This window comes from Pleurocapsa sp. PCC 7319 (genome assembly GCF_000332195.1).
GTDB lineage: Bacteria > Cyanobacteriota > Cyanobacteriia > Cyanobacteriales > Xenococcaceae > Waterburya.
In genome coordinates, this window is sequence record NZ_KB235922.1 from 4,135,609 (window position 1) to 4,150,732 (window position 15,124).

10 protein-coding genes are annotated in these 15,124 nt (G+C 38.4%); 5 read left to right on the plus strand and 5 right to left on the minus strand.

Annotated elements, in window-relative coordinates; all coding sequences use genetic code 11:
- Positions 1–106: 106 nt before the first annotated feature.
- Complete coding sequence (gene mfd / locus PLEUR7319_RS0122870; RefSeq protein WP_019507564.1) at positions 107–3,643, minus strand: transcription-repair coupling factor; 3,537 nt, start codon at positions 3,641–3,643, stop codon at positions 107–109.
- A gap of 365 nt (positions 3,644–4,008) precedes the next feature.
- Between mfd and PLEUR7319_RS0122875 the strand changes: the two genes are divergently transcribed.
- Positions 4,009–4,914 (plus strand): DUF3365 domain-containing protein, encoded by a 906-nt coding sequence (locus PLEUR7319_RS0122875; RefSeq protein ID WP_019507565.1) that lies wholly within the window; start codon positions 4,009–4,011, stop codon positions 4,912–4,914.
- Positions 4,915–4,936: 22 nt separating this feature from the next.
- On the opposite strand, the gene PLEUR7319_RS0122880 is transcribed toward PLEUR7319_RS0122875, so the two are convergent.
- Positions 4,937–5,443 (minus strand): hypothetical protein, encoded by a 507-nt coding sequence (locus PLEUR7319_RS0122880; protein WP_019507566.1) that lies wholly within the window; start codon positions 5,441–5,443, stop codon positions 4,937–4,939.
- Between the two features lie 540 nt (positions 5,444–5,983).
- On the opposite strand from PLEUR7319_RS0122880, the gene serA reads away from it, so the two are divergent.
- Positions 5,984–7,573 (plus strand): phosphoglycerate dehydrogenase, encoded by a 1,590-nt coding sequence (gene serA / locus PLEUR7319_RS0122885; protein ID WP_026102719.1) that lies wholly within the window; start codon positions 5,984–5,986, stop codon positions 7,571–7,573.
- Between the two features lie 389 nt (positions 7,574–7,962).
- Positions 7,963–8,898 carry a 50S ribosomal protein L11 methyltransferase gene (gene prmA / locus PLEUR7319_RS0122890; protein WP_019507568.1) on the plus strand — a complete coding sequence of 312 codons (936 nt, stop codon included), beginning with the start codon at positions 7,963–7,965 and terminating at the stop codon, positions 8,896–8,898.
- A gap of 9 nt (positions 8,899–8,907) precedes the next feature.
- Here prmA and map read toward each other — a convergent pair whose 3' ends face one another.
- From map to PLEUR7319_RS0122905, 3 genes are all read right to left on the minus strand, one after another.
- The gene (gene map / locus PLEUR7319_RS0122895) at positions 8,908–9,684 is read right to left on the minus strand and encodes a type I methionyl aminopeptidase (protein WP_019507569.1); all 777 of its coding nucleotides are present in this window, start codon (positions 9,682–9,684) and stop codon (positions 8,908–8,910) included.
- A 186-nt stretch (positions 9,685–9,870) separates the two neighbouring features.
- Positions 9,871–10,296 (minus strand): hypothetical protein, encoded by a 426-nt coding sequence (locus tag PLEUR7319_RS0122900; protein WP_019507570.1) that lies wholly within the window; start codon positions 10,294–10,296, stop codon positions 9,871–9,873.
- Positions 10,271–13,222, minus strand: coding sequence for a hypothetical protein (locus PLEUR7319_RS0122905; protein WP_019507571.1), 2,952 nt, complete (start codon positions 13,220–13,222; stop codon positions 10,271–10,273). Before PLEUR7319_RS0122905 ends, PLEUR7319_RS0122900 begins: the two co-directional genes overlap by 26 nt.
- A gap of 472 nt (positions 13,223–13,694) precedes the next feature.
- Between PLEUR7319_RS0122905 and grxC the strand changes: the two genes are divergently transcribed.
- Both grxC and gshB read left to right on the plus strand, forming a co-directional pair.
- Positions 13,695–13,949, plus strand: coding sequence for a glutaredoxin 3 (grxC, locus tag PLEUR7319_RS0122910; protein WP_019507572.1), 255 nt, complete (start codon positions 13,695–13,697; stop codon positions 13,947–13,949).
- Between the two features lie 66 nt (positions 13,950–14,015).
- Positions 14,016–14,984 carry a glutathione synthase gene (gshB, locus tag PLEUR7319_RS0122915; RefSeq protein ID WP_026102720.1) on the plus strand — a complete coding sequence of 323 codons (969 nt, stop codon included), beginning with the start codon at positions 14,016–14,018 and terminating at the stop codon, positions 14,982–14,984.
- The last annotated feature ends 140 nt before the right edge of the window (positions 14,985–15,124 follow it).

Genomic DNA, 15,124 nt, shown 5'->3' on the forward strand with positions numbered 1-15,124 from the left:
ACGAGTCTGAGATAAATGCGATCGCTTTATGTTAATTAACTACAACATCAATAAATATATAGTTTTCCTATGAAGGCAATACAATCTTTTGCGTCTCTGTAAGAGATTACACCAACTCCAACTCCGGCAATGCCTTGTGAATTTTACCCAACCAGTCAATTAGATTATCCAACTGCTTCTGAGGCTTAACAATACCCAAACCTCTAACGATTACCTTCTTTGGCGCATAGACAAAACGCGATCGCAAGTGTTTTGGAATATTTTCTGCTAATAGGTTCCAAGCTGGTTCTGCCATCGGAGTTTCTAGAACAATATTTTGTTTGCCTTCAGGTTTGATTCTGGAGAAGCCGATCGCTTTAGCGATTTGCTTTAATTCCATTACCTGTATCAGTTGCTGTGTTGATGGAGGAATAGCACCATAACGATCTTCCCATTCCGCAGCAATTTGCACTAATTCTTTGCTTGATGATGCGGTAGCAACGGCACGGTAGGCATCCATTTTTTGTTCGGGATCGGAGATATAGCTGGCAGGAATAAAAGAGGTGAGTTTAAGATCCACTTGAGTATCCTCCACTTTGGGGATTTCTTGTCCTTGGATTTCCTGAATCGACTCTTGTAGCATCTCCATATAGAGATCGAAACCAATTTGTGTCATTTGTCCTGACTGTTCTGCCCCCAGAAGGCTGCCTACTCCACGAATCTCCATATCTCGTGTCGCCAGTTGATAACCTGAACCTAATTGGCTAAATTCCTGCAAAGCGCGGAGTCGTTTACGAGCTGTATCGGATAAGGTCTGTTTACTGGGGTATAGTAGCCAGGCGTGGGCTTGAATTCCTGATCGCCCGACTCTACCTCGTAGTTGATACAGTTGGGATAAGCCAAATCGTTGAGAATCTTCGACGATAATCGTGTTGACACGAGGGATATCTAATCCCGACTCGATGATCGTAGTGCAAACCAATAATTCAGATTCACCATTGCTAAAGGTAAGCATAGTCGATTCCAGTTCCGCCTCTGGCATCTGTCCATGAGCGATCGCAATTTTAATATTGGGAATCATTTCCCGTATTTGCGCGCTAATCTCTTCAATCCCCTCTACCCTAGGGACAACATAGAATACTTGTCCACCCCTATCTAACTCATTACGAATCGCATTACGGATCACCTCAGGGTTATAGGGAGAAAGATGAGTTTTAATTGGGCGACGGGATGGTGGGGGAGTAGTAATTAAGCTCATTTCCCTAATTCCCGATAAAGACATATACAAGGTACGGGGGATGGGGGTAGCAGAAAGAGTTAATACATCTACCTGGGATTTAAAAGCTTTAATTTTTTCCTTTTGGTTGACCCCAAATCTTTGTTCTTCATCTACGACTAACATTCCTAAGTCTTTGAACTTAACGTCCTTACCCAGTAGTTGTTGTGTACCAACCACGACATCTAATTCTCCTGTGGCGAGACGTTGCAGAATCTCTTTTTTCTCGGAGGGGGTACGAAAACGATTTAATAAACCAACATTAATCGGATAAGGAGCAAATCTTTCTTTGAGAGTGTGATAGTGTTGCTGGGTCAAAATAGTGGTCGGAGCAAGAAACGCCACTTGTTTGTTGGCACTGGTAATCACTTTAAAAATTGCCCGTATTGCCACTTCCGTTTTCCCAAAACCTACATCACCACACACAAGCCGATCCATCGGGCGATCGCTTTCTAAATCTATTTTGATATCTTGAGTGGCTTTGAGTTGATCGGGGGTAGGTTGATAGGGAAAAGAATCCTCAAGCTCCTGTTGCCAAGGATTATCTGGCGGATAAGCATAACCCTCTAATTTAGAGCGTTTGGCATAGAGTTTTAATAAATCGACTGCCAACTTTTTAATATTCTTTTTCACTCTCGTCTTGGTTTTCGACCAAGACTGAGTTGCCATTTTGTTTAATTCTGGAGGACGCTTACCCGTCTGCCGAAACCGTGTCAGCATATCCAAAGAATCTGCCGGAACTCTTAACGTACCATCAGCGTATTGAACTACTAAATATTCTCGATAGACTAAAGTTTCTAGTTCCATAAATTTGCCCAAGCCGTGATGTTTATGCACCACATAATCACCAGGACGTAATTTATTGAGATCGACTTTTTTAGAAGTAGCCCGACGACGTTTGCGAATGTAACCAGCAGTAGCTAAGGTATGCTGTCCAAAGAATTCCTTATCAGTAACAACGACAATGCGATAGGTGGGTAAGATAAAGCCTTCCAATTCAGCTAAACCCGAATATTTTAAAGCTACTGCCGTATCTTGAATTTGGGCTTTCTCGATCGCCCGGAAATCTTGAGAATTAGGAATAAACTGCACCGGACAATCATGTTCTTGAAGTAAAGCGACAGAACGACTGGGTTGTGCCGAAATCAACCAAGCTTGATATTTTTTTAAAGTCATCCCACTGTATATTTCTCGTTTGCCTCGCAAAATACTAGCTAGCTTGGCAAACTGATGGGGTGTAGTCGGGATAGGGCGCGCTTGTAAATTATGTATCGATAAAGATTCAGGATTAGATATGTTTAAACGGGGTTTTTCTTCCGCAATCTCCGATAAATAAATGCAGTTAAATTCATCAGTATTCAGTAAACAAGTAGCAAATTCAGCGTGAATTTTGGGGAGACTAGAAGCTAAACTCTGCCATTGAGATTCTGCCAATTCTAGCCAGCGATCGCTATGTGCTTGACACTGTTCTAATTCATCAATGGCAATTAGGGTATTATCTGGTAGATAATCTAGAATCGAAGCTGGTTGGTCAAAGGCAATACCTAAAAAACGCCTCATACCTTCGGGGGGATTGCCTTCAAGTAAAGCTTCTAATTCTGTATCAGCTAAATAATCATCTAAATTTTTATCTGCTTCTAAAATTGTGTTAGCAATAATGACACTAAAAGAAGTTGGGGTTAATAGCAATTGCTCAAGTTGATCTAAAGAGCGTTGTGTCGCCGGATCAAACTCTTTAATGTGTTCCAACTCATCCCCAAACCATTCGAGCCTCACGGGTAATTCAGCTGAGACTGGGAATATATCGACAATATCTCCCCGTCTACTCCATTGACCTTCAGTTTCAACCAAGGAAACTCGTTCGTAACCCAATTTAGCCAAAGATTGATCTAACTTTTTTGAGGTCCATTCCATCCCTGGCTGTAAATTCAAACAATAGGAGGCAAATACCTCTGGTGGTGGTAAATGGGGTTGCAAGGATCTTTCCGTGGCGACAATGGCGAATTGTTGATTGTTTTCACCTTTTCCCTTTTCCCTTTCCTCTTTTCCCCGATCACCGATCACTGAAAGAACTTGCATCTGACCCCATGTCGTCTCAGATTCGGGGTCAAAAGGATCATAAGGGCTTGCCTCGGAGGTCGGATAAAAATTCACAGTTTGCCAGTCCATCGCCTCTAATTGAGCTGCCCAACGTCCAGCTTCTTCAATCGTGGGACAGACAATTAATAAGTTATTACTTTGGGCTTTAGCCAAACTAGAACTAACAATTCCCTTGGGTAAACGAGGAATGCCATTTAGCAGTAGAGGCTGTCCACCGTCTAATTTAGTCAGTAATTCTCTGGTTAAGGGTGATTTTTCAACCGCACGCACCGTTGACGCAAAAGCCATAAATTAAGATTTAAAAATAAATAATGAACTGAAACAATACTTCCATTGAAAAAGATAGCGAAAAATGGAATCAGGTAGTGCGAATATATTAATTTGGTTACTTGAACTATTTAATGACGAACCGAAGGCTATGCAGAGCGCAATCGCTTAAACTACGGTTTCAGTGGGATTAGAATAAATATTTTTTATACAACTACTTTGAGCGGAAGTTTTCCGCTATTGAGGTTAACAAAATCGCCGTTAATCATCAACTATTGTTGCTAACAGTTAATTTAAGCTACGACCTGAAAGCCAAAAGCCAAAAGCTATTGATATTAAAGTAGCTTAACTATTGAGTATAGGAAGTATCCCATAGGTCAATAATAATGTTCGCTTTTAAAACTTTTAGATTGAGTACTAAGCTAAATTTAATTTTAGCAACTGTCCTGATTTGTACAATTGGGACTTGTAGTTTATTTTTATCTATAGTTCTCAATCGTAAAGTTGAACAAGAAGTAGCGGACAAAGCATTTCTAATTATTGAAACGATGAATTCAGTTCGCAACTACACTGATACTCAAGTCAAGCCTGAATTAGAAGCTAAACTAACCAGTCAGCCTAGCTTTATCCCTGAAACTGTTCCAGCCTATTCTGCTCGAGAGGTTTTTGAAGAATTAAGAACTCAGCCGAAGTATCAAGATTTTTTGTATAAAGAAGCAACCTTAAACCCAACCAATCCTAGAGATCGAGCTGACTCATTTGAAACTCAGATTACGCAACAATTTCGACAAAATAAACAGTTAAGCGAAAAAACGGGATTTCGCTCTCAAGAAAATCAAAATTTTTATTATGTTGCTAGACCTCTAGCAATCAACAAGGCTAGTTGTCTTGAGTGTCATAGTACGCCTAGCCGAGCCCCTAGAAACCTAATTAACACCTATGGTACAGAAAATGGTTTTGGCTGGCAATTAAACGAAATTGTTGCTTCACAAATGATTTATGTACCCGCAGAAAAAGTATATGCAGCGGCTAGGAAAATCAAAATTTCGGTAATTGGTATTTTTATTCTCTTTTTTCTAATCGCGATCGCGATAACTAATCTTTTCTTAAACCAATTAGTTCTTAAACCAATCAAAAATATAGCTAAATTAGCTACTGAAATTAGTACAGGCAATCTAGAGCAGCAATTTCAACAGGATAGTAAAGATGAGTTGGCATTGTTAGCGAAAGCACTTAATCGTATGATTTTAAGTTTAAGAATGGCCCTCGAGATGATTAATGAAGATAAATAGCTGATTTCTTTGAGGCTCTACTCTATTCTAATAAAGTTTGCTTAAATTTAATTACTTGTTGAGAATCAGGAATTTTGTCGGCAATAATTTCCACAAATTGCTGTCGATTTAAGTCAGAATTATTAGCAATAGTTTGTTTGCAAATCACTGGAGCAAGAGGACCAATGTATTCAGCTAGTATTCTTTTACAACGATCAATGAAACCAGGGTCTAATGGCAGCAAATTATTTGTATTATCCAATAATATTACTTTGTTAGAAATAATTGAATCATTTGAACTTGCTATTTCTTTTTTTTGCTGACCGAAATCATTTTTTAGCCAAATTTGGAGAAAATTCCGATTTTTTACAATCAAGCAAAGACTTTGCTGGTGATTAAATTTAAAATACTCGCAATAGCATAAGGCAGCTTTATGATTCGACAAAGAAAAAGTCGGACCAGTATCTATTAATATTCCTTTGTATACTCTTTGAAATGAATTGATAATACTAGAATTATGCTTAAAGTAATTAGCAGATATAATACTCATAGTATTTGGCAAAGAATAAAAACAATTAATATTTAACGCTTAATTCTGACGTACAAAAGTAAAAAAAATAAGCTGATTGATCATAATTATCTCAGATTCAGATTAGTTAAATCTTAGAAATCTTAGATTACTACCTAAGATTTCTATTCTCATCTTGACAAACGTGAATCAGAATCGAGAAATAGTAATAAATCCCAAAAAATTTTAATGATCGCATGATGAAGACTACTTTTAGCTTTACAATAATTTACTGCATAGAGCTATTGCAGCCATAATTAATGTGCTGACTCAAGCAACAACTGAAAGCAAGTCTTTTGAAGGTATTGAAGAGATTTAGTGACTATCAGCCTAAGATTACTCCGCCACATTATGGCAGAGCCTTCTTACGAAGTTTGCTCAACGGGACAAAGGGCTTGCCCGCATGTGACCCCCGCAACGCTACTTCTCGCTGCTGTAATCGCTGGTCAATCTCAACCTCAAAAAATTAGGCTTACAGCTAAAATAACAAGATTCCAGGGAATTAGACTACTATTCATGACTATGGCAAAAGTTCTCGTCTCCGATCCTATCGATCCAGCTGGTATCGATATACTCTCTCAAGTAGCTGAAGTAGACGTAAAAACTAAGTTACCTATAGAAGAACTAATCAATATTATTCCCGAATATGATGCTTTAATGCTGCGATCGGGTACTAAAGTTACAGCAGAAGTTATCGAAGCTGGTACTCAACTCAAAATTATCGGGCGTGCAGGGGTAGGAGTAGACAACATTGACGTTCGTGCTGCTACTCGTCATGGTATTGTTGTGGTTAACTCTCCAGAAGGTAATACTATTGCAGCTGCCGAACACGCTCTAGCAATGATGTTATCTTTATCTCGTCAGATACCCAATGCCAATCAATCAGTCAAAAATGGTAAGTGGGAACGTAAAAAGTTTGTTGGCAATGAAGTTTACAAGAAAACTATTGGGGTAGTTGGTTTAGGCAAAATTGGCGCACACGTTGCCAAAGTAGCCAGGGCAATGGACATGAAACTGCTTGCTTACGATCCTTTTGTTTCTAATGAGCGAGCTGAGCGGTTGGGCTGTAGTTTAGTAGATTTGGACTTATTATTTCAAGAAGCGGATTATATTACTTTACATATCCCCAAAACTACAGAAACTGCCAATCTAATTAATGCCGAGGCATTAGCTAAGATGAAGCCAAATGTCAGAATTATTAATTGCGCTCGTGGAGGAATTATCGACGAAGCAGCATTAGCAGAAGCACTTAAAGCTGGACAAATAGGTGGTGCAGCCCTAGATGTTTATGCCAATGAACCTTTAGGGGAATCTCCGCTAACAGAAGTTGAGTCTAATTTAGTATTGACTCCCCATTTAGGAGCATCTACAGCGGAAGCACAAGTTAATGTAGCGATTGATGTTGCCGAGCAAATTAGAGATGTTTTGTTGGGTCTTCCTGCTCGCTCTGCGGTAAATATTCCTGGGTTGAATCCCGATGTAATGGAAAAACTTCGTCCTTATCTAAGATTGGCGGAAACTTTAGGCAACATGGCTAGTCAATTAGCTGGTGGCAGGATTGACGAACTGAATATACGTTTACAGGGAGAATTAGCCAGTAACGATAGTCAGCCATTAATTGTGGCTGCTTTAAAGGGACTATTATCTCAGGCACTGAGAGAGCGGGTCAACTATGTGAACGCAGCTATTGAAGCACAAGAAAGAGGTATTAGAGTAATTGAAACCAAAGACAGTTCAACTCGCGACTATTCTGGAGGTTCATTACATATGGAAGCTCAAGGAGCAAATGGTCAACACTCAGTGACTGGGGCATTACTAAGTGAAGGAGAAATCCGCATTACTAACCTAGATGGATTTCCCATTAATGTTCCTCCAAATGATCATATGTTATTCACATTACACCGGGATATGCCGGGAATTATCGGTAAAATTGGCTCGTTACTAGGTAGTTACAATGTGAACATTGCTAGTATGCAAGTAGGACGTAAAATCGTTCGAGGTGAGGCAGTAATGGTACTCAGTTTGGATGATCCATTACCAGAGGGGATTTTACAAGAGATTACTAAGGTTGATGGTATTAGAGATGCTTATACAGTAAAATTATCTGTTTAGAAAAATTGAACTAGTAAGGCAAGTCTCTTACACAGAAATACATAATCTTCCTCAACATAAACCGGAAATTAAACAATATTGAGTTGGTGAGTTTTCTCGCCAACTTTTTTAATTTCAGGGGTTAGAGTAGTGTGGGGAATCCTTTTGCCAAACATAAATTTCCATAGATTAAAAACCTAAATTATTGAGGAATATTGGGCAAACTATCAATAGTCCTCAATAAAAAGTGGATAAAGCTAAAATCTTGACATACAGTAGAGAAGAAATGTCTATTGACTTCAGTTCATCGATTAAAAACGACCAGATGACCGATTAATCGGCAATAGTCAGGCAAACTTATTCAGGTTTAATCAAATCATCTCTATATAACTCACAAATAAAGGAAATTCATGTCTAATCGTTGGTGGGAGATCGTCGTAAAATGCGAGCCAATTCTGGAAGAATCGGTTTTTTGGCGTCTCGAAAAGTTTGGTTGTTCTGGAACAGCTACTCAGGTTGAAATTTTGGATAATGAACAAAATTATAACCCTGAGCTGGTTAAAGATAAGCAAATTTTAATTCGGACATATATTCCCGAAATCAATACTCAGTTATTAGATTTAGCAGCTTTATCTTTATGGCTAGAGCAAGATGCCAAATTATTGGAGGTGTCAGTACCTGAAGCTCAATGGCATCTGATAGATGAAGAAGATTGGGCAAGTAGTTGGAAACAGTATTGGCAACCTACAGAAATTGGCGATCGCTTTTTGATCTATCCTGCTTGGGAAACCCCACCAGAAGAATCTGAAAAACTAATTTTACGTCTTGATCCTGGTGCAGCATTTGGTACGGGAACTCATCCTACCACCCAGTTATGTCTAGAATCTTTAGAAATGAGATTGTCTGAAAATGTCGAAAATCAAATTGTAGCGGACATTGGATGTGGATCAGGAATTCTGGCTTTAGGTGCAGTTTTACTTGGAGCAAAAAAAGCTTATGCTGTCGATAACGATGCTTTAGCAACCAAGACTTGTCGTAGCAATTGTCAGTTAAACAAAATTGATCGGGAACGTTTAATGGTCAGCGATGGTAGTGTAGAGCAATTAGTTGAGGTAGGTGAAACCTTTGATGGCATCATTTGCAATATTCTTGCTGATACCATCGTCGAATTATTTCCTAATTTTAATACTATTTCCCATGAGAAAAGTTGGGCAATTTTGAGTGGAATTCTATTAACTCAAGCTGATCAAATCGCGGATATTGTGGAACAGCATGGATGGACTGTTGCCGCATTATGGAAAAGAAAAGATTGGTGTTGTTTTAATATTCGCCGCTCAGAGTATTAGGACTTGCCATCAATTAGCTAGAGTTAAAATATCTACTCCATCTTTAGTTACGGCGATGGTATGTTCAAACTGAGCTGACAGTTTGCCATCTTTAGTAATCGCTGTCCAACCATCATCTAACATTACTGCTTCCCAAGTTCCCTCATTAATCATGGGTTCAATTGTAAAAACCATTCCAGGTTTGAGCTTCTTCTTCTGCCTTGGGTCATAGTAATGTGGAATCTGAGGTGCGGTATGAAAAATATGACTAACCCCATGTCCGACAAAATCTCTCACCACAGAAAAACCATTCTGCTCAGCATATTCTTGAATTGCGGCACCAATATCACAAATTCTTGCTCCAGGTTTTACTGCGGCGATTCCTCTCCTTAAACATTCTTCAGTAACTTCGACTAACTTTCTTGCTTTAGGTGAACAAGTCCCGACAAAAAAGGTTTTGGAAGTGTCTCCATGATAACCATCAACAATAGGAGTTACATCAATATTAATGATGTCTCCATCTTTTAATATTTGCTTGGCGTTGGGAATACCATGACAAATCACTTCATTTACACTTGTGCATAGTGAAGCAGTAAACGGATTATCCGCGGGACCATATCCTAAAGGTGCGCTTTTTGCCCCTTTTTCTTGAGTCCATTGTTCCGCTGCGTCATTAATTTCTAAAGTGCTTACTCCAGGTTTTACCATTGGTTCAAGAAAATCTAATAACTCTGCTGCCAAAGCTCCTGCTCGACGCATTTTTTCGATTTCTCGTCTGGAGAGTAAAGTGATTTGTTCGCTTCCCATAAATTTGTGTTACTGCTGAGCTTAATTATTGCTGTAGATATTAATTAGTTTATCAATTCTCACTACTTGAATAGAAGTGGATTGTAGAGCGATTGGGCAAAGCCCACACTTCGCGATCGCCAAAAAAGAAAGACCTAGAAAAAAATCTAAGTCTTTGAGTAAGTTTTCAACTAATCAAAACGATAGTTAACTATTTATTTGATTCTCATGGTGAATTTCGCCCAATTCATGATTTTCTTCAATCTCATGATCCTGCACAGAATCTAATAAATCTTTTAACTCTTCTAATGATTCATCAGAAATTTCATTGATCATATCAAGTTTTTTCTCAATGGATTCTAATTCTCCTTCAACAGAAGTATCTTGAAAACTAAATCCTTCGAGATCTGATTTGGAGTCAGCTTCATCTACGGCAGATTCACTTTCATCAGAAAACTCGCCCATCAACTCCAAAGACTCTTCTTCGGCTAAAGGAGTTTCATCAAAACCAAATTCTGGCAACTCCGATTCATCGACTGAATCGAACAATGCTCCTACTTCTGTGATTGAATCAATCGATTCAGAATCCATCTCATCCACAGCAGATTCACTCTGAGCAGAAAACTCGTCCATCAAGTCCGGAAGACTCTTCTTCGACAGAAGTATCCTGGAAACTGAATTCTTCCTCATCCATGGGAGATTGACTCTCATTAGCCAATTCTTCCATCAAGTCCGAAGACTCTTCTTCGGCTAAAGGAGTTTCATCAAAACTAAATTCTGGCAACTCCGATTCATCGACTGAATCGATCAATGCTCCTACTTCTGTGATTGAATCAATCGATTGAGAATCCATCTCATCCACAGCAGATTGACTCTCATTACTAAACTCGCCCATCAAGCCCAAAGACTCTTCTTCCAAGGGTGTATCCTGGAAACTGAATTCTTCCTCATCCATGGGAGATTGACTCTCATTAGCCAATTCTTCAATCATGTCCGAAGACTCTTCGACAGCAGGAGTTTCATCCAAACTAAATTCTGGCAACTCCGATTCATCGACTGAATCGATCATTGCTCCTACTTCTGCAATTGAATCAATCGATTGAGAATCCATCTCATCCACAGCAGATTGACTCTCATTACTAAACTCGCCCATCAAGCCCAAAGACTCTTCTTCAACAGAAGTATCTTGTAAACTAAACTCTTCCTCATCTGATGGAGAATTCATTTCATCCACGGGAGATTCACTCTCATCAGAAAAATCAGCCATTAACTCCGAAGACTCTTCTTCAACGGAAGTATCCTGGAAACTGAATTCTTCCTCATCCATGGGAGATTGACTCTCATTAGCCAATTCTTCCATCAAGTCCGAAGAGTCTTCGACAACAGGAGTTTCATCAAAACTAAATTCTGGCAACTCCGATTCATCGACTGAATCGATCAATGCTCCTACTTCTGTGATTGAATCAATCGATTGAGAATCCATCTCATTAATGGCAGATTGACTCTCATTACTAAACTCGCCCATCAAGCCCAAAGACTCTTCTTCAACAGAAGTATCTTGTAAACTAAACTCTTCCTCATCTGATGGAGAATTCATTTCATCCACGGAAGATTGACTCTCATTAGAAAACTCGCCCATTAAGTCAGAGGAATCTTGTTCAACTACAAGATTGTCATCAAAACCCAATTCTGATGATTCCGATTCATTAACTAAGTCCATCAACGATTCTACTTCTGTCATGGAATCACTAGATTCGGAATTCATCTCCTCTAAGGCAGATTGACTCTCATTAGAAAATTTATCCATCAAGTCAGGAGACTCTTCTTCTATCATGGAAGCATCTTGGAACTCGAACTCTTCGGCATCTGATTCAGAGTTCATTTGATCCAGAGAAAATTCATTTTCCTCAAAACCCAATTCTGATAATTCCGATTCATTAACTGAGTCCATCAACGATTCTACTTCTGTCATTGAATCACTAGATTCGGAATCCATCTCCTCTAAGGCAGATTGACTCTCATGAGAAAACTCATCCATCAAATCAGGAGACTCTTCTTCTATCATGGAAGCATCTTGGAACTCGAACTCTTCGGCATCTGATTCGGAGTTCATTTGATCCAGAGAAGATTCATTTTCCTTAAAACCCAATTCTGATAATTCCGATTCATTAACTGAGTCCATCAACGATTCTACTTCTGTCATGGAATCACTAGATTCGGAATTCATCTCCTCTAAGGCAGATTCACTTTCATTAGAAAACTCGCCCATTAAGTCAGAGGAATCTTGTTCAACTACAAGATTGTCATCAAAACCCAATTCTGATGATTCCGATTCATTAACTGAGTCCATCAACGATTCTACTTCTGTCATTGAATTACTAGATTCGGAGTCCATCTCCTCTACAGTAGATTCAGTTTCATCAGCTAATTGACCCATCCATTCTGGAGACTCTTCTTCTATTAGTAGTGGATCTTCAAAGCTAAATTCTTCGATATCCGATTCTGAATCCATTTCTTCAATAGGTGATTCCCTTTCATCAGCTAATTGACCCATCCATTCTGGAGACTCTTCTTCTATTAGTAGGGGATCTTCAGAGCTAAATTCCTCGGCATCCGATTCGGAGTCCAGCTCTTCACCATCATCATTAAATTCTTCAGATGATTGACTGTCAAACATTTTTAATTCGGACTCACCTAGAGCACTACTTAAATGTTCTATATCTGCATCAGAGTTAGTTACATCTTCACCTATTTCAAAATTAGATTCTTCATCAATAATATTTACCTGTTTTTCTTCATCAGTATTTTTGTTTTCTATAGATAAATTATTGTCAAATCCCTCTAGCTCAGATTCATCCAAAGAACCAATTAGTTTATCAACTATTTCTAGTTCTGAATCGTTATTTAATTCGATAGATTCTGATTGTTCGGAAACATCAGTAAATGGATTAATACTTAATTGATCTTGGTTTTCTATTACTTCATTATTAAATACTTCTATATCTGATTCATCTAAAGAATTAACAAGTTGTGCAACTTCTAAATCTGAATCTAATGGAATTGCCTTTGAATTTACTTGTTGATCTTCATTATCGTGAGTAAGATTAACAAGATTTTGCTCAATAGGTGATATTACTTGATCTAATTGGGCTTGTTTAAAAGATAGTTGTTCTACTTCAGTTTCTAATTGTTGTTTTTGAGTATTTAAATCAGAAATTATAGTGATAAGCTGATTTTGCTCTGTTTGCAGTGAGTTTATCTCGGCTTCTACTGCATGCCTCTTAACATTAATTTCATTTAAAGATTGCTGTAATTGTGTATCTTGATTATTAATTTCTGAGATTTGCTTAACTGATGAGCTATTATCTTGATTATTTTTAGAATCTTTTTTATTGTTAGTAACCAAAGCTCCAGCCACGCAAGCCATAGCTCCAACCGCACCAGTACCCTTTAAGGTTTTTTGAATATTATTATCTTTGACTAACATTCCAATACCAAAGGTTGCACCAAAAGCAAGGGAACTTAGCAGAATATTATTAACAACTTTTGCTGATTCCATTTTATGTAAGTTCAATATAAGTTAGCTTATTAAAGAAGTTATGTTTTCAGAGCTGTAGCTTCAAAAGCTACTTTACTTTGGGAAACATAGCAACCAATGGCTGATTGGTTCTGAAATACGAGAACTTCCTTAGTCTCATATTTAAGAGTTCCCAAATGTTTATTTAAAATTAACAGCTGAAGTCATCAGTAAAAAAATACTGAGATATCTAATTGATATTGGTAAACTTAATCCAAAAACTACTTGAAGAAGAAATTTGCGAATCACAAGAATATCAAGATGTTCACTCGATTTAGATTTAATATTTATTAATCAGAGTCTTTTATTAACTCGAGCAAAATGCATAATTGAAAAGAGTAAATAACGGTTTTTCACGTTTTTAACTACAAAATGTATTTTTAGAATTCTTGAAAAGACCATAAATCGGTTTAAGATAATGATGACGTAATAATACTTAATATTTACTCTGACTATGGCAGCAAAGATTGAAATATATACTTGGAGTAGTTGTCCATTTTGCATTCGTGCCAAAGGGCTACTCGATCACAAAGGGGTTCAATATATTGAGTACTGCATTGATGGTGATGAAGATGCAAGAGATAGCATGACAGAAAGAACTAATGGTAGATCGAGCTTACCGCAAATTTTTATAGATGATCGCCATATTGGTGGCTGCGACGATCTTTATGCTTTAGAAAGTAGGGGAGAATTAGACCCTCTATTGTAGAGGGGTATCGCTCAGTTGTACCTTATTAGTTAAAGAAATACCAAGCATTTACTCAAGGAAAAAAGTGTGAAACTCGCGTTTATCATTGATCCAATAGCAAAATTAGACCCAGGACACGATAGCAGCGTTGCCATGATGGAAGCGGCACAGATCTTAGGTCATCAAGTCTGGATAACTGAAGCTAATCAACTAAGTATCATTGGGGGTAAAGCTTGGGGATATTTACAAGCAGTTGATTTGAAACTAGTGAAGCTAGTTGATGGACATTGGCAAGCAGAATCAGATTGGTATCAACTGGGCAATAAATTGCTAACTTGTTTGGAGGAAATGGATGCCGTTTTTATGCGCACCGATCCTCCTGTTACTGTTCCTTATCTCTACACTACATACATCTTAGATTTAATTGATCGAGATCGGACTTTAGTAGTAAATTCTCCCCAAGGATTGAGAACTGCCAACGAAAAAGTGTACGCACTTCAATTTACCTCTGTAATTCCAGAAACTATTGTCAGTCAGGATAAATCGGTAATTGCTCAATTTGTTGAAGAGAAACAATCTGCCGTATTAAAACCTTTAGGGGGCAAAGGGGGAGAAGGAATTTTATTCTTAGAAGCTGGCGATCGCAATTTTAATTCTTTAATTGAGGTAAGTACGTATCAAGGACGTGAGCCTGTAATGGTTCAAGAATATTTGCCTGCTGCTAAGGAAGGTGATAAAAGGATTATTCTACTTGACGGTGAACCAATTGGAGCAGTTAACCGTATTCCTAGTGGTACCGAATTTAGAGGAAATATGGCAGTGGGCGGAAAAGCGGTCAAGGCAGATATCACCGCCAGAGAACAAGAAATTTGTGCCATTGTTGCCCCACAATTGCGTGCTGATAATCTTTATTTTGTCGGAATTGATGTAATTGGAGGCTACTTGACAGAGGTGAATGTTACTAGTCCTACTGGAATCAGGGAAATAGATCGCTTAAATAACGTCAGTTTAGGTAAGCAAGTGATTGAATGGCTAGAGAACACAATATCTAACTAATATCATTGGGCGCAAGTAAAGTGGTCAACATCAAATTTGACGAGCGAACCTGCCGAAGTTTCCTCGGCTAAGGAACGTACGAGTTATCGGTTGAGGCTGATAGGAAGATCGGAAGAGAGCTTCAAGGTGCGTTTCCCCAC

Bases quoted from the DNA above. Each gene is read 5' to 3' on its own strand.
- mfd (WP_019507564.1), bottom strand. From the start codon at position 3,643: ATGGCTTTTGCGTCAACGGTGCGTGCGGTTGAAAAATCACCCTTAACC.
- PLEUR7319_RS0122875 (WP_019507565.1), top strand. From the start codon at position 4,009: ATGTTCGCTTTTAAAACTTTTAGATTGAGTACTAAGCTAAATTTAATT.
- PLEUR7319_RS0122880 (WP_019507566.1), bottom strand. From the start codon at position 5,443: ATGAGTATTATATCTGCTAATTACTTTAAGCATAATTCTAGTATTATC.
- serA (WP_026102719.1), top strand. From the start codon at position 5,984: ATGGCAAAAGTTCTCGTCTCCGATCCTATCGATCCAGCTGGTATCGAT.
- prmA (WP_019507568.1), top strand. From the start codon at position 7,963: ATGTCTAATCGTTGGTGGGAGATCGTCGTAAAATGCGAGCCAATTCTG.
- map (WP_019507569.1), bottom strand. From the start codon at position 9,684: ATGGGAAGCGAACAAATCACTTTACTCTCCAGACGAGAAATCGAAAAA.
- PLEUR7319_RS0122900 (WP_019507570.1), bottom strand. From the start codon at position 10,296: ATGGACGAGTTTTCTGCTCAGAGTGAATCTGCTGTGGATGAGATGGAT.
- PLEUR7319_RS0122905 (WP_019507571.1), bottom strand. From the start codon at position 13,222: ATGGAATCAGCAAAAGTTGTTAATAATATTCTGCTAAGTTCCCTTGCT.
- grxC (WP_019507572.1), top strand. From the start codon at position 13,695: ATGGCAGCAAAGATTGAAATATATACTTGGAGTAGTTGTCCATTTTGC.